Genomic DNA, 18,250 nt, shown 5'->3' with positions numbered 1-18,250 from the left:
GAACGAATCACGATATTTGCCGTATTTGCTCCCGAATGGACGAAAAGACCCGTGAAGGCCTCCGCGGGGGAAGAGGCCTTCACGGGTCCCATGCTGCTCACCAACCGCCCGGTCAGGTGAGCGGGGTCACTGGACCGCCTGCGCCTTCGCCGCGTCGACGAACTTCGTCGTGTACGTCTTCGAAAGGTCGATCTTGTCCTTCTTCGGCTTGACGTTGCTGGACGAATCACCCAGCACCTTCAGCACGTTCTGCGCGCCCGCCGGGTCCATCCGGCCGTCCGCGGTGAACATCGGCAGACTGTCCTCGAGCGACTTCACGTAGAGCGCCTTGTCCCCGCCGGCGAACGACGGCGGCATGATCGCCGCCACCTCTTCCGGCGAGTGCTTCGAAAGCCAATTCAGCGACGCGACGTACGCGTTGGCCAGTTTCTGCACGACGTCGGGATAACGCTCGACAATGGTGCAGCTCATGTACAACGAGCTCGCCGGGTACAAACCGCCCAAAGCGGCCTTGGTGCCCTCGATCGTGCGCATGTCGTAAAGCACCTTGGCCTGGCCCGTGTTCGTGAGCTGCGCGATCGTCGGGTCGGTCGTCATCCCGGCGTCGATCGTGCCCTGGTTCAGCGCGGTGATGAACGTCTGCCCGGCGCCCGCCTTGTACGGCGTGTAGTCCTTCGAGCTGACACCGCCGCGCTGCGCGAGGGCCTTGGTCAGGAAGTCCGTCGACGAACCGAGCGACGTCACGCCGAGGGTGCGTCCCTTGAAGTCCTTGCCCGACTTGATCTCGCCCGCCTTGGCCGCGGCGACCATCTCCGCCTCGCCCGGCACGTTGGCGAACTGCACGACGCTCTGCATGCACTGCTCCTTGGCCTGCAGGTCGATCGTGTGGTCGTAGAACCCGACCACCCCCTGCACCTCACCGGCCAGCAGCGACGTCTCCGCGTTGGCGCCCGACGGCTGGTCGAACAGCTCGACGTCGATGCCCTGCTTCTTGTACTCGCCCAGCTGTTGCGCGAGCTGCGCCGGCAGGTAGATCACCTTGGACAGGCCGCCGACCATGATCTTGATGTGCGGCTGCCCGCCGTCGCCGAAGTCGATCGAGCGCGAGTCGCGGCACGCCGTGACCCCGCCGACGGTGACGGCCAGCGCGGCCGTGATCGCGAGTGTCCTCTTGAGACGCATGTCAGATCCCCTGCGCCGCGGAGCTGACGTTCGGCCGCCAGCGCAGCAAGCGACCTTCCAGAGTGCCGATGCCCCATTCGGCCAGCAGCGCGACGACGGTGATGATCAGCATCCCGGCGTAGACCCCGGCGGTGTCGAACGTGCCCTGCGCGTTGCTGATCAGGAAGCCCATGCCGGCCTTGGCGCCGGTGTACTCGCCGACGACCGCGCCGATCAGCGCGAACCCGAAGGCGACGTGCAGCGACGAGAGGATCCAGGACGTCGCGCTCGGCAGCACGATCGACTTCAGCACCTGGCCGCGCGTCGCACCGAGGATGCGGGCGTTGTCGATCAGGTTGCGGTCCACTTCGCGGGCGCCGGTGAAGGCGTTGAAGAACACCGCGAAGAACACCAGCACGACGACGGTCGCGACCTTCGACGACAGCCCGAGGCCGAACCAGATCACGAACAGCGCCGCGAGCACGATGCGGGGCAGGGCGTTGGCCGCCTTGATGAACGGCGCGAGAACCTGCGCGAGGTACTCACTGCGGCCCAGGACGACGCCGAGCACGACCCCGGCGATCGCACCGATCACGAAGCCCAGCAAGGCTTCCTCGACGGTGGTGAAGATGTTGTACCAGATGGACCCGAAGTCGGTGCCGGTGCTGAACCACTCGACCAGCCGCTGCCAGATGTTCGACGGCTTCGAGTAGAAGAACGGGTCGATCCAGTACGTCGCCGTCAGCTCCCAGCTGCCCAGCCAGACGACGACGATCGCCAGGCGCAGCAGCCAGATGTTGCGCTTGCGGCGCGCGGAGGCCTGCTTCGCGCGGGCCATGATGTCCTGCTCGGTCTCCAGAACCGGCAGCGGAGCGGCGGACGGGGCCGCCGGCGTCTCAAGCGACACTGGTCGCTCCCTTCTCGCGGGCCTTGTCGACCTCGCTGCGCAGCGATTCCCAGATGTCGGCGTAGAGCTTGCGGAAGTCCTCGGTGAGGCGCAGGTCCTCGACCTTCCGCGGCCGCTCCAGGGGGATCTCGAAGACGTCCTTGACGGTGGCCGGCGAGGACGTCAGCACGACGACCTTGTCCGACAGCGCGATCGCCTCGTCGAGGTCGTGCGTCACGAAGATCACCGCGGCACCGGAACCGGACCACAGCCGCAGCAGCTCGTCCTGCATGAGCGCGCGGGTCTGCACGTCCAGCGCCGAGAACGGCTCGTCCATCAGCAGGATCTTCGGCTTGGTGACGAGCGTTTGGGCCAGCGCGACGCGCTTGCGCATGCCGCCGGAGAGCTGGTGCGGGTAGTACTTCTCGAACCCGGCGAGCCCGACGCGGCCGATCCAGTCGACGGCCTGCGCGCGGGCCTCGGCCTTCGGCACGCCCCGGAAGCGCGGCCCGGACGCGACGTTGTCCAGCACCGAGCGCCACGGCATCACGGCGTCGGTCTGGAACATGTAGCCGACACCGTCCGGAATGGACTTCACGTCGGTGCCGTTCACCTGCACCCGCCCGGCGGACGGCGGCTGGAGCCCGGACACCAGCGAGAGCGTCGTCGACTTGCCGCAGCCGGTGGGGCCGACGACGGCGACGAACTCGCCGGGCTGGACGGTCATGGTCAGGTCGCGGACGGCCGTGTGCACGGAACCGGACCCGCTCGGGAACCGCTTGGTGGCTCCGGTGAGTTCGATCAGTGGGGGAACCATGGGGAGTGACTCCTTCGTCACGTGGTGCCTGTCACGTTGGAAGGCACGTTAAATACGCGTGGCGCCCAGGTGAAGCTTGTCGACGTTCTGCGTGCGAGCTGCGCGTTATGCATGTTTTGCTCATTTAGCGCACCCCCGTGAGCTGGGGGTATGTTCCCAGCCATGCCAAAGTGGGCGCTCTTCCCGCGGATGCGGTTCAGCAGGCAGGTGCTGCTGCTGCAGATCGGCGTGGTCGTCCTCGTCGTCGGGCTGGGTGTCGCGCTGGTCAGCGTCCTGCTGAGCCGCACGCTCACCGACCAGTACGGCCGCCGCGCGCTGGCCATCGCGAAGTCCGTGGCCGCCGACCCGGTGGTCGTCGCGAACGCGGCCGCGAAGCTCCCCGGCGGCCCGCTCGAGGACCGCGTCCTGGCGGTGACCGAGGTCAACGACGCGTTGTTCGTGGTGATCACCGACGACCAGGGCATCCGGCTCGCCCACCCGACGACGAGCCTGATCGGCCAGCGGGTGAGCACGTCCCCGGAGCTGGCGCTGGCCGGGCAGGACGAGATCAGCGCGGTGCAGAGCGGCACGCTCGGGCTGTCGGTCCGCAGCAAGACGCCGATCTGGCAGGGGCGGCGCGTGGTCGGCGAGGTGAGCGTCGGCTTCGAGGTCGGCGACCCGACCGGCGACTTCAACCGGCTGCTCGTCATCACGCTGCTGTTCGCCGGCGGCGCGCTGCTGCTCGGCGCGGGCGCGTCCGCGCTGCTCAACCGGCGCCTGCGGCGCGTCACCCACGGCCTCGAGCCGCACGAACTCACCGAGCTGCTCTACGAACGCGAAGCCGTGCTGCACGGGATCGGCGAAGGCGTGCTGGCCGTCGACGACGCGAACCGCGTCTCCGTCCGCAACGACGAGGCCGAGCGCCTGCTCGGCACGCAGCTCCCGATCGGCGCGGCGCTGGCCGAGCTGGAGCTGTCCCCGCGGCTGCACAAGGCCGTCGGTGAGGGCCGGCCGGTGGACAACCTGCTGGCCGTGGCCGGGAACCGCGTGCTGGTGATCAACTCCCGCGCGGTGCGGCTGGACGACCGGCCGATCGGCACCGTGCTGACCTTCCGCGACCGCACCGACCTCGACACGCTCACCCGCGAGCTGGACGGCATCCGCGCCCTGTCCGACGGCCTGCGCGCGCAGCGGCACGAGTTCGCGAACCGGCTGCACACGCTCTACGGGCTGCTCCAGCTCGGCCACCACACCGAAGCCGTCGAGTACCTGCAGACGCTCACGGACTCGCCGTCGGCGCACCCGACCGAGCTGGGCGACGCCGTCGCCGACCCGTACCTGCAGGCGCTGCTGGTCGCGAAAACCGAGCAGGCACAGGAAAAGGGCCTCACGCTCAAGCTCGCCGACGACACCTGGGTGCCGACGACGGTGACCGACCCGATCGCCGCGAACACCGTGATCGGCAACCTCGTCGACAACGCGCTGCACGCCGCGCGGATGGGACCGCGCCGCCCGGCGACCGTCGAGATCGGCCTGCTCACCGACGGCGCGACGCTCCATGTGTCCGTTGTGGACAGTGGCCCCGGCGTGCCGGCCGACCTGCGCCGGACGTTGTTCGACGAAGGCGTCTCGACGAAGATCGCGCCCGGGCACGGACTCGGGCTCGCCTTGGCCCGCCAGGCCGCGCGGGCGCGCGGCGGCGACGTCTGGCTCGCCGACCCCGGCGAAGGCGAGACCGGCGCCCTGTTCGTCGCCAAACTGCCCGGAATGCTGACGGAGGACGGATGATCCGCACGCTCATCGTGGACGACGACTTCCGGGTCGCCGGCGTGCACGCCGGGTTCGTCGAGGAGGTCGCGGGCTTCGCGGTGGTCGGCACCGCGCACACCGCGGCCGAGGCCCGGGCCCGGGTGCGCGAGCTGACGCCGGACCTGGTGCTGCTCGACGTCTACCTGCCCGACGAGTCCGGCCTCGCCGTGCTGCCGGAGCTGCAGACGGACACGATCGTCCTGTCCGCGGCGACCGACAGCGCGTCGGTGGCCGCGGCGATCCGGGCCGGCGCGCTGAACTACCTGATCAAGCCGTTCACCACGCGGCAGCTGGCCGAGCGGCTGACGTCGTACGCGCGCTTCCGCGGCCTGCTCGCCGACGGGCGCACCCTGGCCCAGGACGACGTCGACCGCGCGTACCGGGTGCTGCACGACCAGGACCGGACGTCCGCGCCGAAGGGCCAGTCGACGGCGACGTCCCGGCTGGTTTCGGAGCAGCTGCGGCGCGCGGGACGTCCGCTGTCGGCGGCGGAAGTCGCCGGTGAGCTGGGTATGGCGCGCGCGACGGCGCAGCGGTACCTGACGGCGCTGGCGGAGTCGGGCACGGTCCAGATGCGGCTGCGCTACGGCGCCACCGGCCGCCCGGAGCACGAATACCGCTGGTCCGGCGCCTGACTCAGCGCCCGGAGCGGTACTGGTACTGCTGCATCACGCTTTCCGCCGCGTCGACCCACTCCTGGACCGCGTTCGTGCTCGGCGGCGGGGTCGTCGCCGACGGCAGGTCGACGCGCGGCACGTCGGTGTCGTCCGCCGACGGCTTCTTCGGCTGGGCCTTCGCCTGCACCTGAACCTGCTTCGACGCCGGCTTCGACGCGGGCACCGGCACGTAGACGGTCGTCGGCGCCGGGACGACGACCGGGGGCTGCGGCTGGGGCAACGGCTGGGGCTGGGGCAGCGGCGCCGGGGCGGCCGCGACGGCGGGCCGCGGGTCGACCTGGGCGACGTCGTCCGCCGGTGCCGGCGCGAAGAGCCCGCCGCTCAGCAGTCCGCCGGCGACCCAGCCGACCGCGACGAGCAGCACCGCGGCGCCGCCGCCGAGCCACGTGCGGGCGCGGCGGCGGATCACCACGGACTTCGGGCGCAGGTCCTGGTCGCACACCGGCGGCCGGGTGTAGATCGGCTCGGTGAGCTCGGGCAGCTCGTCGTCGGTGCGGCGGCGCCGGGGCAGGCTGGCCGCGACGATGCCGGTGCGATCCGGCAGTTCCACCGCGGCGCGGTCACTGGACGGACGGGTCGCAACGCTCGGTGCGGTGCGCGGCATCGGGGACCTCCGGTACGGGGCTCACGGACCCCACGCATTCTGGACCATTTCGGACGGCCTTGTCAGAAACGCAACTCCATTGAGTGAAGCGTTCCGGAGCGGAGCAGGCCGGGAAGAGTGATCCACAGTGGCGCAGGTCCGCCGTCCCGGACCAGAGCGTTCGCCCGAAAGGCGCAGTAGCGAAAAGAGTTTCAGCTTTTCAGCTGTTTCAGGCCGAGCCGCGCGAGGACCGCGAGCGGCCGCTGGTAAGCGGAGCCGAGGACACGCGGGATGGCGTCGATCACGTAGGCGTCCGGTCCAATGAGGATCCGCGCCGACTTCCGCTCGATCCCCCGCAGGATCGTCAGCGCGGCCTTCTCCGGTGTGGTCTGCGCGATCCGGTCGAAGCCCACCGCGGCCTTCTCCTGATCGCCGTCGCCGCCTCGCGAGTTGCGCACGATGTTGGTTTTGATCCCACCCGGGTGCACGCAGCTGACCGCGACCGGGTGCCGCGCGATCAGCATTTCTTCGCGCAGTGCTTCGGTGAATCCGCGGACCGCGAACTTCGCCGCGTTGTACGCGCTCTGCGTCGGCACGCCGACGAAGCCGAACACGCTGGAAATGTTCACGACGTGCCCCTCGCCGGAGGCGATCAGGTGCGGCAGGAACGCCTTCGTGCCATTCACGACGCCGCCGAGGTTGACGCCCATCAGCCAGTCGTAGTCCTCGAACGCCATCTCCTCGACGGTCGCGCCGAGCGCGACACCGGCGTTGTTCACGACGACGTTCACACGCCCGAAGTCACGCACGACCTCGTCGGCGTGCGAGAGCACGGCGGCCCGGTCGGCGACGTCGAGCGGGTAGGCCCGCGCGTTCTCCCCGGCCAGCTTCGCCGTCTCCTCCGCGTTCGCGGCGTTGACGTCGGAGAGGGCCACCCGCGCGCCCCGCCGCGCGAACTCCAGCGCCGTCGCCCGGCCGATCCCCGACCCCGCCCCGGTGATCACCACGACCTTGTCCGCGAACTGCTTCATCGGCCCTCCCGCCCGTTAGGTGTTACTCCCGAGTTACGGATACTAGCGGCTGTGAGCTTGCTGTGGGTGTGCTGAAAGTGTCGGTGTGACGTCCTAAGGTGATCTGGTCGTGCCGGGGGCGACGGACGAGGAGGCGATGCACGTGCGGCGGCCCGCCGTTCTGCTGTCCCTCGCCGCCGTCCTGCTGCTCGGCGCGGTTTTTGTCGTGGTCGGCGTCGCCCGGCGGCCGCAGTCCGCGGACGCGACGACCCCGGCTCTCGACGCCACCCCGGCGTCGACGGCGGACCTGCCCGCGGTGTCCAGCCCGGCCGTCGGCGCGTTGTTCGTCGACGGCGCGCACTACTGCACCGCGAGCGTCATCCACAGCAGGCAGGGTGACGTGCTGCTGACCGCGGCCCACTGCATCCACGACGGCGAGGGCGGCGACTACGTCACCGGCGTCACCTTCGCGCCCGCCTACCACGACGGCCTCGCGCCCTTCGGCTACTGGACGGTGACCGACGAGCTCGTCGCCCCGGGCTGGACCGAGTCGTCGGACCCGGACCTCGACGTCGGCTTCGCCACCGCGCACCAAGAGGGCACCACGAAGACCCTGGAGAGCCTGGTCGGCGCGAACACCCTGGCCACCGGCAGCGCGTTCGAGCAGCCGATCACCCTGACCGGCTACCCGGACGACTCCGAGACCCCGGCCGTCTGCCGGAACACCACCAGCCGCCAGGACACCTTCCAGCTCAAGGTGGACTGCGCGGGCTTCCCGACCGGCACCAGCGGCGGGCCATGGGTGGTCGGCGAGGACCCGAAAACCCGGCTGGGCACGGTCATCGGCGTCATCGGCGGTTTCGAGTACGGCGGCGACGACCCGGACACGTCGTACTCGAGCTACTTCGACACGGACGTCCAAGGGCTCTACCGGCAGACGGACTCCCGCGCCTGACCCGGCATGATGCGCGTATGAGCGACCCCGTCGACGTACCCATCACCGGCGAGCCGATCCGGCTCGGCCAGTTCCTCAAACTCGCCGGCCTCGCCGAGGACGGCTCCCACGCGAAGGACCTGATCGACGCCGAGGAGGTCACGGTCAACGGCGAAGTGGAGACCCGCCGCGGCCGCCAGCTGACGAACGGCGACGTCGTGGCCGTCGGCCCCGACCGCGGCAAGGTCATCCTGGTCCACTAACCGACGTTGGTCAGCGGCGGCAATCCGAGCGACGCGGCGAGGCCGTCCAGTTCGCGCCGCACCGGGCCGGCCAGCGGGACGCCCAGCGCCCGGCACTGCTCGAGGTGCTGGGCCTCGCGCCAGCCGGGGTAGCGGATCGGGGCGCCGCCCTCCCAGCCGAGCATGCTGCCGAACAGCGCGCTCGCCGCGCGGTAGAAGCCGTCGGCGCTGCGCAGCGTCGTCGGCGCGATGGCCATCACCAGCAGGCCGGTGTCGTGTTCGTGGTCGGCGACGCCGGAAAGCACCCCGGCGAGGACCTCGACGAGCAGAGTGAACCCGGCGGCGGCCTCCTGCCCGGGGTGGTCCATGTCGAAGACGAACTCGGGGTACGCGCCACCGGGCGCGGCCATCCCCAGCGGGTTCATCGGCTGGCCGGGCTCCCCGCCCGCCGCCAGCACCAGCCCGATCATCGCGTGCGGCAACGCCCGCGCGGCGTGGTGCCCGGCCCGGCCGAACGGCCCGACCCCGCGCAGCGAGACGAGCCCGACGCCGAAGCGCCCGGCCCGCGTCACCGCGCGGTCCATCGCGTCGCCGACGGCCCAGAGGCCGGACGCGCGCCGGTAGTCGAGCAGCGCGGCGGCCCCGCGGTCGGCGATCATCAACGGCTCGGCGCGCGGCACGACGTGGCCGTTCTTCAGCAACGGCAGGTGGGTCCGGGTCAGCTCGGCGACGCCGGTGGCCGGCGATCCGGTCAGATCGCCGTGGCAGAGCGCTTCGGCCGCGATGCGGGCCCGCGCTTCGGGGAAACCGTGGGCGGCGAAGACGTGTGCCACGAGGGTGACCAGCTCGTCGGCCCGCACGCGGGGCCAAGCCTGTTCCGGGATCGGGGTTGCGGGTCGTTCTTCGAGAATGCCGGATTCGGGGCGGGTGGAGCGGAAGGGACGCGGTCTGAGGGGCACTACCCCGACATTGCCCAAGCGCAGGCAGCAGCGTCAACGAGGTCGGCGACAGCCAACCCGACCGTGTGATCCGGACCTCCGCAGCGTCGTACCCTGGACGGCATGTGCCGAAACATCACCACCCTGCGGGGACTCCAGCCGTCCGCGACGGACGAGGAGATCGAGGCCGCGGCCCGCCAGTACGTCCGCAAGGTGACGGGCGTGCAGTCCTTGTCGGACGCCACGCGCGAGCCGTTCGAGGCGGCCGTCGCGGAGATCACCGAGATCACCACGAGGCTGCTGGAGCAGCTGCCCGAACGCCGTCAGCCGCCGGCGACCGTGCCGCCGCTGCGCCGCCCCGAGGTGCGCGCCCGGATCGCCGCGAAGCAGCTGCGCCAGCCCTGAGCCGTACCGGAACTGTCGGTGGGGGCCGTTAGGGTGCCCGCATGAGCGGACAGGCGTTGGTGCTGGGTGGCGGCGGGGTCGCCGGGATCGCGTGGACGACGGGGTTGCTGGCCGGGCTCGCGGGTCACGGGCAGGACCTCACCGGCGCGGACCTGATCGTCGGCACGTCGGCGGGCGCGACGGTCGCCGCGCAGGTCACCAGCGGCGTCGCGCTGGCGGACCTGCTCGCGCGCCAGGCCGACCCGGCGCGGCAGACCCCGGAGATCCCGGCCGAGATCGACATGGAGAAGTTCGTCGCGGACTTCGGCGCCGCGTTCGAGGACGCCGGCTCACCCGCCGAGGTGCGGCAGCGCGTCGGCGAGCTGGCGCTGAGCGCCGAAACGGTGTCCGAAGCGGACCGCCGCGCGGTGATCGCCGCCCGCCTGCCGTCCCACGACTGGCCGGAGCAGCGCATCATCCTGGTGGCGGTCGACGCGGAAACGGGCGAGCCACGGCAGTTCGACCGCGCTTCAGGCGTCAGCCTGGTGGACGCGGTGGCGGCGAGCTGCGCGGTCCCGGGCATCTGGCCCCCGACCACGATCGAGGGCCGCCGCTACATCGACGGCGGCGTCCGTTCCGGCGAGAACGCGGACTACGCGGCGGGCGCCACCCGCGTCACGGTGGTCGCGCCGATGGGCCTGGAATCGCCGTTGCCCGGCGAGAAGGCCCTGCTCACCGTGCTGGAGGACCTGCGAAAGGCGGGCGCGGAGATCGCGGTGATCAGCCCGGACGAAGCCTCGGTCGCGGCGATCGGCCAGAACCCGCTGGACCCGTCGACCCGCACCCCGGCCGCGGAGGCGGGCCACGCCCAGGGCGCGGCTTTGACGCTCACCTGGAGCTAGGCCGCGGACGACGCCCATGACCCCGAGCACGTCCGGGACACGGCTGAGGTTGCCGCGAAAGGCCGTCGGCTACCCTCGTGACCAGAGGTAGCGTGTCCGAGCGGCCGAAGGATCATGTCTTGAAAACATGCGAGGGGGCAACCTCTCCGTGGGTTCGAATCCCACCGCTACCGCAAGCAGACCGGGTGCGCGGCTGACGCGAAACCGCGTCAGCCCTCCACCTGGGTCAGGTGGTCCAGCACCCGGCCGAACGCCGCGGCGATCGTCGCCTGTTCCTCGGGGCTCAGCAGGTCGATCAGGTGCTCGCGCACGCCCTCGACGTGTGTCGGGGCCGCGGACTCCAGCAGCCGCACGCCGTCGTCGGTCAGCTCCGTGATGACGCCGCGCTTGTCCTCCGGGTCGCGGACCCGGCGGACCATCCCCGCGTCCTCGAGGCGGCCGACCTGGTGGGACAGCCGGCTCTTCGTCGAGCCCATCAAGACGGCCAGCTCGGACATCCGCATCCGGCGTTCCGGCTGGATCTCCAGGCAGACGAGCACCTCGTAGTCGGTCAGCGAGACGTCGTGCCGGTCGGCCAGCTCGCGGTGCAGCCGCTGCCGCAACCGCAACGTCGCGACGATGTAGGAGCGCCACGCATCAGACTCGGCTTCGTCCAACCACCGCACAGGCCGCTCCTCGGTCATAAGGCAGCGTAGAACGTTGATCAAGGGACCGCGCGGTCCGAGTCCGAGTTGTCTGCGGGTAAAAATACCGTTGCAACATCGCCCGAAGGTGGGGTTACGAAAAGGTTGAGACTCGGCCGAAAAAGGCGCATTCTGCTTGTCGGCGGATGGTTGGCCGAGGTATAGGCGCGACGACGGCGACGTGCCGGCCCGGCTCCCCGCCAGAGAGGTCAGGTGGTTGCGTGACGGGTGATTCTCGCGGTTGACCGCCAGCTGCGTCCCCGCGACCGGAACGGACACCTACCGGGTCGGTCGTGATCGAGGCGAACCAGCCTCACTGCGAACAGCACCGTGCGGGCTTCCTGCGTTCACGCATTCGGCGTCGATCGGGCCTGTGTCAGGCCGCGATCTCAGCAATCGTGGCGACAGCGCCTGAACGCCGGTCCGTTCGCGGCCAACCGCTCTGTAGAGACAAACCTCGGTACAAGTCCTGGGCGTGGCCGCGAAGGCCGCGCCCAGGACCATGTCCGGCTACGATCTGCCGCGTGAGATTCGACGACGACGCGGGCTTGGACGCTTCCGAGGTCCAGGACATGCGCGGCAGCGGTGGTGGCGGCGGCGGGATCGGTGGCCGCGTGGCGCTCGGCGGTGGTGGGCTCGGTGTGGTCGGGCTGATCATCTACTTCGTGATCTCGCAGCTCGGCGGGATCAGCCCGGGGGCGGTGAACCTGGGCAGCGGCGGCGGGCTCGGCAGCGTCGGCTCCGGGCAGCAGGTCGACAACTCCCAGCTCGCGAGCACCTGCAAGACCGGCGCGGACGCGAACAAGAACCACGACTGCGCCATCGTCGCGATCGTCAACTCCGTCCAGGACTACTGGGCGCAGCAGTTCGCGCGCTCCGGCTCGACCTACCGGAAGGCGCCGACGAACTTCTTCAACGGCGGCGTCCGCACCGGGTGCGGCAGCGCCACCTCGGACACCGGGCCGTTCTACTGCCCGGCCGACTCCAAGGTCTACATCGACCTGAGCTTCTTCAACGAGCTGAAGACGCGCTTCGGCGCGCAGGGCGGCCAGTTCACCGAGGCGTACGTGCTCGCCCACGAGTACGGCCACCACGTGCAGAACCTGCTCGGCACGTCGAAGAAGGGCACCGGCACCGGCCCGACGTCGGGCTCGGTCCGGCTAGAGCTGCAGGCCGACTGCTACGCCGGCGTCTGGGGCAACCACGCGACGACGACGCCGACCGACACCGGCAAGCCGCTGATCCTCGACATCACGCAGGACGACATCGCGTCCGCGCTGGACACGGCGTCCCGGATCGGCGACGACTACATCCAGACCAAGCTCGGCGGCGGCCAGGTGGACAGCTCGCAGTTCACCCACGGCACGTCCGCGCAGCGCAAGAAGTGGTTCACCACCGGCTTCCAGACCGGTGACCCGGCCCGCTGCGACACCTTCGGCGCCAGCAACCTGGGCTAAGACACGACAGAAGGGGCCGTCCCGGGAGTTCGGGACGGCCCCTTCTGTCTGTCCTCAGGCGGTCAGCGCGTGCGGGTCACCGGCGACAGCGTGCGCGGAGAAGTTCCGCTGCCCGCTGCGTTCGGCGGCCTTCTGCTTGACGTTCTTCGCCTTGCCCGGCTTGACGCCGTTGATGCTCTCGGTGCTCGTCGCGTAGACGCCGAGGGCCCAGGCGACGCCGTCCGCGTTGCGGTCCAGCGCGACGCGGTCGATGTTGCCCAGGTTGTCGCAGGCCTGGTGGTAGCACGGGTCGAACGCGATGCCCGCCGTGCCGCCCCACTTCGCCGCCTGCGCCGGGGTCTTCAGGACCTCGGCGCCGGTGTCCAGGCCACCGGCCGGGATGCCGACGGCGATGAACTCGCCGTAGTCCGAGCGGCCGGTGAAGTCGGTGCCCTCGAGGGACACGCCCCGCGCGGCCTGCAGGTAGTCGACGAGGGTCTTCTCGATCTGCGCCGAGCCGTACGGGCCGGGGCCCGCGCCGACGCCGTCGGAGTCGTCACCGTCGTACGCGAAGTACCCGGCGTTCGGCGAGCCGATCATGTCGAAGTTCAGGTACAGCGCGATGTCGAGCTGCTGCTCGAAGCTCAGCGAGTCAACGTAGTAGGTCGAGCCGATCAGGCCGAACTCCTCCGCGCTCCAGAAGCCGAAGCGGACGGCGTTGTTGACCTTCGGGCTGCTCCCCAGCTGCAGCGCCGTCTCGAGCAGGGTCGCCGAGCCGGAGCCGTTGTCGTTGATGCCGGGGCCGGCCGGGACGCTGTCGAGGTGCGACCCGAGCATCACGACGTTGTCCTTGCGCCCGGACTTGGTCTCGGCGATGACGTTGTAGCTGGTCCGCGCCTCCTGGAAGGCGCGAAGCTCCAGCGTCACGGGCTGGCCGGCCAGGGTGGCCAGCTGCGCGCCCGCGGCCGCGGTCACGCCGCCGGTCGGGATCTTCGCGCCGGCCGGGTCCCCGAGCGTCCCGTTGAGGTCGCCGTCGGTGTTGTTGTAGACGATGGCGCCGATCGCGCCCGCCGCCGCGGCGGTGGCCTGCTTCTGCGCGAACGAGCAGCCGCCGCGCTTGATCAGCGCGATCTTGCCGGCGACGTCGGCGGTGTAGTCGGTCGCCTCGCAGCCGCTGGTGTCGTCGACCGCGACGACCGAGAGGGGCGCGGTGATGCCGCCGACCGGGGTCGACGGGGTGTACTCCATCGCGATGACCGGCACGTTCGCGCCGCCGGCGGTGAGCTTCTCGGCCAGCGTTTGCGAGAACGTGAAGGGGAACTCCTGGCGGGTCACCTGGAAGCCGGCCGCCTCGAGCTTGGTGGCGATGTACTCGGCGGACTTCTTGTGGCCGTCGGTGCTCGCCGCCCGGTTCCCGCCGTTGGTGTCGGCGATGCGCTGCAGCGCGATCAGGTGGCGGTTGACGCCGTCGACGCCGACCTTCTTGACGAGCTGTTTCGCCAGGGCAGGGCCGTCGGGGACCGTGTTCGCGGCGGCGGCCGGGGTGAGGCCGAGCGCGAGTGTCGCGCAGGCGGCCAGGGCCACCGGCGGGACGAATCTCTTTCGGAAGAGTGACATGGTTGCTCACTTTTGTGCGATATGGGAGGTACGTCAATGCGTCATTCGGCGGGACTCTCCCCCACCGGTATACGGTCGACGCATGTACGCGATCACCATCCGTGAACCAGGTGACCCGGACGTCCTCGAGTGGACGGAGATCGCGGATCCGCGGCCCGGACCCGGCGAAGTCCTCCTCGACGTCGCGGCGAGCGCGGTCAACCGGGCCGATCTGCTGCAGCGGCAGGGGCACTACCCCCCGCCGCCCGGCGCCAGCGAGACGATCGGCCTGGAGTGCTCGGGCACGATCGCCGAACTCGGTGAAGACGTCGAAGGGTGGAACATCGGCGACGAGGTCTGCGCGTTGCTCGCCGGTGGCGGTTACGCGCAGAAGGTCGTCGTCCCGGCCGGGCAGCTGCTGCCGGTGCCGGGCGAGGTCGACCTGATCGCCGCGGCCGGGCTGCCCGAGGTGGCCTGCACGGTGTGGGCGAACGTCGTGATGCACGCGAAGCTCACCGAGGGCGAGGTGCTGCTGGTCCACGGCGGCGCCGGCGGCATCGGCACGCACGCGATCCAGGTGGGCAAGGCGCTCGGCGCGACCGTCGTGGTCACCGCGGGCTCGGCGGAGCGGCTCGAAAGCTGCCGCCAGCTCGGCGCCGACCTCACGATCAACTACAAGGAAGAGGACTTCGTCGAGGTGCTCCGCAAGGAGACCGGCGGCGCCGACGTCATCCTCGACAACATGGGCGCGTCCTACCTGGGCCGCAACGTCGACGCCCTGAAGTCCGACGGGCGGCTCGTGATCATCGGCATGCAGGGCGGGGTGAAGGGCGAGCTGAACGTCGGCGCCATGCTCGGGAAGCGCGCCGAGGTGTTCGCCGCGGGGCTGCGGTTCCGGCCGCTGGACCAGAAGGCGGCGATCGTCGCCGACGTCCGGGAACGCCTGTGGCCGCTGGTTTCCGAAGGCGCCGTCAAGCCGATCGTCGGCCAGGTCATCCCGATGTCCGAAGCCGCGTCCGCGCACCGCGCGATGGAAGAGGGCAGCGTGTTCGGGAAGATCCTGCTGACCGCGACGTCTTAGCGCAGTTCTTCGAGGACCCGGACGAGCTGGTTGATCTCGAAGACGTTGGAGTAGTGGGCGAGCCCGATCCGCACGGCGCCGCCCACTTCTCCGACGCCGAGTGACGCGAAGACGCCGGCCGCGCCGTCGTCGGCGAACGCGCACAACCCTTGCGACGCAAGGTATTCGGCGACTTCGGGCGACTTCTTGCCGGCGACGGCGAAGGCGAGCGCGGGGATCCGGCGCATGGCGTTGCCGATGACCATGATGTGCCGCAGCGTCAGCAGTTCGGTGGACAGCTGCGCGAGCAGCCCGGCGTGGTAGGACTTCGCCGAGCCGAGCGAGGTGACGAGGCGCTCGCGCCGCGACCCGGAGGCCGCGTCGTCGAGGCCCGCGAGGTAGTCGATGGACGCGATCAGCCCGGCCAGCAGCGGGTAGGCGTGCGGGCCCAGTTCGAGCCGGGCCGCCCCGCGCGCACCCGGGTCGAGCGAGACGGACGAGATGCGTTCGATCAGTTCGGGGTCGCGGAACACCAGCGCACCCACCGAAGGGCCGCCCCAGGCCTGCGCGGACACGACCATGACGTCGGCGCCGAGGGCGTTGATGTCCAGCGGCAGGAACGGCGCGGCGTACGTGGCGTCGACGACGACGAGCGCGCCGACGCGCTTGGCGAACTCGATGATCGTCGGGACGTCCGGGCGGGTGCCGACCGAGCCGGACGCGAGTGTGACCGCGACGGCCTTGGTGCGCGCCGAAACGAGCTGCTCGTACTGCCACGCGGGCAGCTCGCACGTCTCGATGTCGATCTCGCCCCAGCGCACGACGGCGCCGACGCGCTTCGCGGCGCGCTGCCACGGCGCGAGGTTGGCCTGTTCGTCGAGCCGGGAGACGACGACCTCGTCGCCGATCGTCCAGCGTTCGGCGAGAGCGTCGCAGAGGCGGCGCAGCATCACCGGCGAACTGGGTCCGAGCACGACGGCGGCCGGGTCGGCACCGACCAGGTCGGCCACGGCCCTGCGGGCCGCGGTCACGATGCTTTCCGCGCGCTGTGAGGCCGGAAACGCTCCACCCGGCCCCGACACCGGGGCGCGCATCGCCGTCGAAACGGCCGAAGCGACCTGTTCCGGGACCAGCATTCCGGCGGCGCCGTCGAAGTGGATCCAGCCGTCACCCAGCGCGGGAAAGAGCCCACGGATACGAGCGACGTCGAACGCCATGGGGACACCGTACGGACGTGCGGTTTCGCCGTGCGTCCGGGGTTGGGTGGAGAGCCACCGGAACGCCGGAATGCCGCTACGCTCGGAGACGGACACCCCTCGGGTGTCGCAGAGCGTGTTGATGGCAAGCCAGGATGGAGCACATGACCGAGCCGAACTTCCGGGAATCGGGCACAGCGGGTGACGCCGGCCACGAATCTTCACCCCACGTGGTGGTAGTCGGACCGGACGGCTCTCCCCTCGAGGGCGCGGAGCACGCCGAGGCGGTGGGCGAGCTCATCGAAGAGCCGGCGAAGGTGATGCGGATCGGCACGATGATCAAGCAGCTCCTGGAGGAGGTCCGCGCCGCCCCGCTCGACGACGCGTCCCGCACGCGGGTGCGCGAGATCCACCAGACGTCGGTGAAGGAGCTGTCGAACTCGCTGGCGCCGGAGCTGCGCGACGAGCTGGAGCGCCTGGTCCACCCGTTCGCCGACGACTCGACGCCGTCGGACGCGGAGCTGCGGATCGCCCAGGCCCAGCTGGTCGGCTGGCTCGAGGGCTTGTTCAGCGGGATACAGACCGCGCTGTTCGCCCAGCAGATGGCGGCGCGGGTCCAGCTGGAGCAGATGCGCCGGGGCCTGCCGGCGGGTCCGTCGGCCACTGGCGGCAGCCTCGGTGTGCCGGGTGTCGAAGGGCACGGGCCCGGGATTTCGGGGACCGGGCAGTACCTCTAGGACTTGCGCCGGGGTTGTCCACAGTCTCACGGCCCTGTGGACAACCCCTGTGGACAACTCAGCGCAAGCTGCGGAAGAACGCCCGGATGTCGCCGATCAGCGCGTCCGGCTCCTCCAGCCCGGGGAAGTGACCGCCACGCGGGAACTCCGTCCAGCGGACGATCTTGTCCGTCCGCTCCGCCAGCGTCCGGATCGGCAGGCCGATGTCGTCCGGGAAGACGCCGAAGCCCGTCGGGACCGTGTTCGGCGGCGGCGGGGAGCCCCACGGCGCGGCCAAGGCCGCGTACAGCCGCGCCGAGGAGTTAGCCGTGCCGGTGAACCAGTAGATCGAGACGTCCGCCAGCAGGTCGTCGCGGTCGATGAGGTCTTCCGAAGTGTTCGAGAACGCGCGGAACTTCTCCGCGATCCACGCCAGCTGGCCCGCCGGCGAGTCGGTCAAGCCGTACGCCAGCGTTTGCGGCTTGGTCGACTGGATCATCGCGTAACCCGTGCCCAGGTACGAGAACTTCAGCCCCTTCTCCAGCGAGCGCCGGGCCGCCGCGAGCTCGTCGCCGGTCAGGCCCTCGAGGGCGGCCTCGCTCCGGACCACCGCCGACGGCAGCGTCGTCACGTGGATCCCCACGACCCGCTCGGGGAACTGCACCGCCAGTTCGCGTGAGATGGACGCGCCCCAATCACCGCCGTGGGCGCCGAACTTCTCGTAACCGAGGCGGGTCATCAGTTCCGCGAACGCCCGGGCGATCCGGTCCGGCCCCCAGTCCGCCTCCGGCGTCGGGCCGGAGAAGCCGTAACCCGGGATCGACGGCACCACCACGTGCAACGCGTCCGCGGGGTCACCGCCGTACGCCCGCGGATCGGTCAGCGGCCCGATCACGTCGAGGAATTCGACGACCGAGCCCGGCCAGCCGTGCGTGAGCAACACCGGCGTCGCACCCGGTTCCGGCGACTCCACGTGCAGGAAGTGCACGGTCGTCCCGTCGATGGCCGTCGTGAACTGCGGGAAGCCGTTGAGCCGCTCCTCCTGCGCGCGCCAGTCGAACTCCAGCCGCCAGTACTCGGCCAGCTCACGCACGTAGTCGACGGGCGCCCCGAGCCGCCACCCGGTGCCGGCGGGCTGGTCGGGCCAGCGGGTGTTCGCGAGCCGCGCCCGAAGGTCGTCGATCTCGGCTTGCGGGATGTCGATGCGGAACGGGGTGATCGTCATGCGGAAAACGCTAAGG

At 70.6% G+C, this 18,250-nt stretch carries 19 protein-coding genes and 1 tRNA gene; 10 read left to right on the top strand and 10 right to left on the bottom strand.

All coding sequences use genetic code 11. The annotated features are described in order from the left end of the window. Positions 1-126: 126 nt before the first annotated feature. The 3 genes from OG439_RS39825 to OG439_RS39815 are packed head-to-tail and all read right to left on the bottom strand — an operon-like array spanning position 127 to position 2,864. Complete coding sequence (locus tag OG439_RS39825; protein WP_326945654.1) at positions 127-1,182, bottom strand: ABC transporter substrate-binding protein; 1,056 nt, start codon at positions 1,180-1,182, stop codon at positions 127-129. Position 1,183: 1 nt separating this feature from the next. Further along, positions 1,184-2,068: an ABC transporter permease gene (locus OG439_RS39820; RefSeq protein ID WP_326945653.1), complete on the bottom strand. Its 885-nt coding sequence runs from the start codon at positions 2,066-2,068 to the stop codon at positions 1,184-1,186. Further along, positions 2,058-2,864 (bottom strand): ABC transporter ATP-binding protein, encoded by an 807-nt coding sequence (locus OG439_RS39815; RefSeq protein ID WP_326945652.1) that lies wholly within the window; start codon positions 2,862-2,864, stop codon positions 2,058-2,060. The genes OG439_RS39820 and OG439_RS39815 overlap by 11 nt, the downstream gene beginning before the upstream one ends. 189 nt (positions 2,865-3,053) lie before the next feature. Here OG439_RS39815 and OG439_RS39810 point away from each other — a divergent pair, with 189 nt between their 5' ends. Next, entirely contained in the window at positions 3,054-4,631 is a 1,578-nt protein-coding gene (locus OG439_RS39810) for a sensor histidine kinase (RefSeq protein WP_326951734.1), read from the top strand. Beyond that, positions 4,628-5,287, top strand: coding sequence for a response regulator (locus OG439_RS39805; RefSeq protein ID WP_326945651.1), 660 nt, complete (start codon positions 4,628-4,630; stop codon positions 5,285-5,287). The genes OG439_RS39810 and OG439_RS39805 overlap by 4 nt, the downstream gene beginning before the upstream one ends. 1 nt (position 5,288) lies before the next feature. Here the strand turns inward: OG439_RS39805 and OG439_RS39800 are convergent, their stop codons facing one another. Both OG439_RS39800 and OG439_RS39795 read right to left on the bottom strand, forming a co-directional pair. Next, a complete protein-coding gene (locus tag OG439_RS39800; RefSeq protein ID WP_326945650.1) occupies positions 5,289-5,879 on the bottom strand; it encodes a hypothetical protein in 591 nt (196 codons plus the stop codon). Between the two features lie 245 nt (positions 5,880-6,124). Then, a complete protein-coding gene (locus tag OG439_RS39795) occupies positions 6,125-6,943 on the bottom strand; it encodes an SDR family oxidoreductase (protein WP_326945649.1) in 819 nt (272 codons plus the stop codon). 136 nt (positions 6,944-7,079) lie between these two features. Between OG439_RS39795 and OG439_RS39790 the strand changes: the two genes are divergently transcribed. Next, complete coding sequence (locus tag OG439_RS39790) at positions 7,080-7,877, top strand: trypsin-like serine peptidase (protein ID WP_326951733.1); 798 nt, start codon at positions 7,080-7,082, stop codon at positions 7,875-7,877. A gap of 17 nt (positions 7,878-7,894) precedes the next feature. Beyond that, complete coding sequence (locus tag OG439_RS39785) at positions 7,895-8,119, top strand: RNA-binding S4 domain-containing protein (RefSeq protein ID WP_247059994.1); 225 nt, start codon at positions 7,895-7,897, stop codon at positions 8,117-8,119. Here OG439_RS39785 and OG439_RS39780 read toward each other — a convergent pair. Beyond that, positions 8,116-9,057 (bottom strand): Ldh family oxidoreductase, encoded by a 942-nt coding sequence (locus OG439_RS39780; RefSeq protein WP_326945648.1) that lies wholly within the window; start codon positions 9,055-9,057, stop codon positions 8,116-8,118. The genes OG439_RS39785 and OG439_RS39780 overlap by 4 nt on opposite strands. Before the next feature lie 102 nt (positions 9,058-9,159). On the opposite strand from OG439_RS39780, the gene OG439_RS39775 reads away from it, so the two are divergent. The 3 genes from OG439_RS39775 (at position 9,160) to OG439_RS39765 (ending at position 10,495) form a co-directional block, all read left to right on the top strand. Continuing rightward, positions 9,160-9,441: a DUF2277 domain-containing protein gene (locus OG439_RS39775; RefSeq protein ID WP_326945647.1), complete on the top strand. Its 282-nt coding sequence runs from the start codon at positions 9,160-9,162 to the stop codon at positions 9,439-9,441. Between the two features lie 41 nt (positions 9,442-9,482). Then, a complete protein-coding gene (locus OG439_RS39770; protein WP_326945646.1) occupies positions 9,483-10,322 on the top strand; it encodes a patatin-like phospholipase family protein in 840 nt (279 codons plus the stop codon). 86 nt (positions 10,323-10,408) lie between these two features. Next, positions 10,409-10,495: transfer RNA gene (locus OG439_RS39765), tRNA-Ser, on the top strand. A 36-nt stretch (positions 10,496-10,531) separates the two neighbouring features. Here the strand turns inward: OG439_RS39765 and OG439_RS39760 are convergent. Then, positions 10,532-11,005 carry a MarR family winged helix-turn-helix transcriptional regulator gene (locus OG439_RS39760; protein ID WP_326945645.1) on the bottom strand — a complete coding sequence of 158 codons (474 nt, stop codon included), beginning with the start codon at positions 11,003-11,005 and terminating at the stop codon, positions 10,532-10,534. 524 nt (positions 11,006-11,529) lie between these two features. On the opposite strand from OG439_RS39760, the gene ypfJ reads away from it, so the two are divergent. Further along, positions 11,530-12,462: a KPN_02809 family neutral zinc metallopeptidase gene (gene ypfJ, locus OG439_RS39755; RefSeq protein ID WP_326945644.1), complete on the top strand. Its 933-nt coding sequence runs from the start codon at positions 11,530-11,532 to the stop codon at positions 12,460-12,462. Between the two features lie 54 nt (positions 12,463-12,516). Here the strand turns inward: ypfJ and OG439_RS39750 are convergent, their stop codons facing one another. After that, entirely contained in the window at positions 12,517-14,058 is a 1,542-nt protein-coding gene (locus tag OG439_RS39750) for a M28 family metallopeptidase (RefSeq protein ID WP_326945643.1), read from the bottom strand. A gap of 82 nt (positions 14,059-14,140) precedes the next feature. Between OG439_RS39750 and OG439_RS39745 the strand changes: the two genes are divergently transcribed. Then, the gene (locus OG439_RS39745; protein ID WP_326945642.1) at positions 14,141-15,118 is read left to right on the top strand and encodes an NAD(P)H-quinone oxidoreductase; all 978 of its coding nucleotides are present in this window, start codon (positions 14,141-14,143) and stop codon (positions 15,116-15,118) included. On the opposite strand, the gene OG439_RS39740 is transcribed toward OG439_RS39745, so the two are convergent. Then, entirely contained in the window at positions 15,115-16,314 is a 1,200-nt protein-coding gene (locus OG439_RS39740; RefSeq protein WP_326945641.1) for a cysteine desulfurase-like protein, read from the bottom strand. The two genes, OG439_RS39745 and OG439_RS39740, sit on opposite strands and share 4 nt — an antisense overlap. A 134-nt stretch (positions 16,315-16,448) precedes the next feature. On the opposite strand from OG439_RS39740, the gene OG439_RS39735 reads away from it, so the two are divergent. Continuing rightward, positions 16,449-17,030 (top strand): bacterial proteasome activator family protein, encoded by a 582-nt coding sequence (locus OG439_RS39735; RefSeq protein ID WP_326945640.1) that lies wholly within the window; start codon positions 16,449-16,451, stop codon positions 17,028-17,030. A gap of 58 nt (positions 17,031-17,088) precedes the next feature. On the opposite strand, the gene OG439_RS39730 is transcribed toward OG439_RS39735, so the two are convergent. After that, positions 17,089-18,234, bottom strand: a complete 1,146-nt coding sequence (locus OG439_RS39730; RefSeq protein ID WP_326945639.1) for an epoxide hydrolase family protein — start codon at positions 18,232-18,234, stop codon at positions 17,089-17,091. Positions 18,235-18,250 lie beyond the last annotated feature (16 nt).

The sequence above is a fragment of the Amycolatopsis sp. NBC_01307 genome, assembly GCF_035975215.1.
Lineage (GTDB): Bacteria > Actinomycetota > Actinomycetes > Mycobacteriales > Pseudonocardiaceae > Amycolatopsis.
Note: the sequence above shows the minus strand (reverse complement) of the source record. Positions and strands in the feature narration are given on the sequence as shown.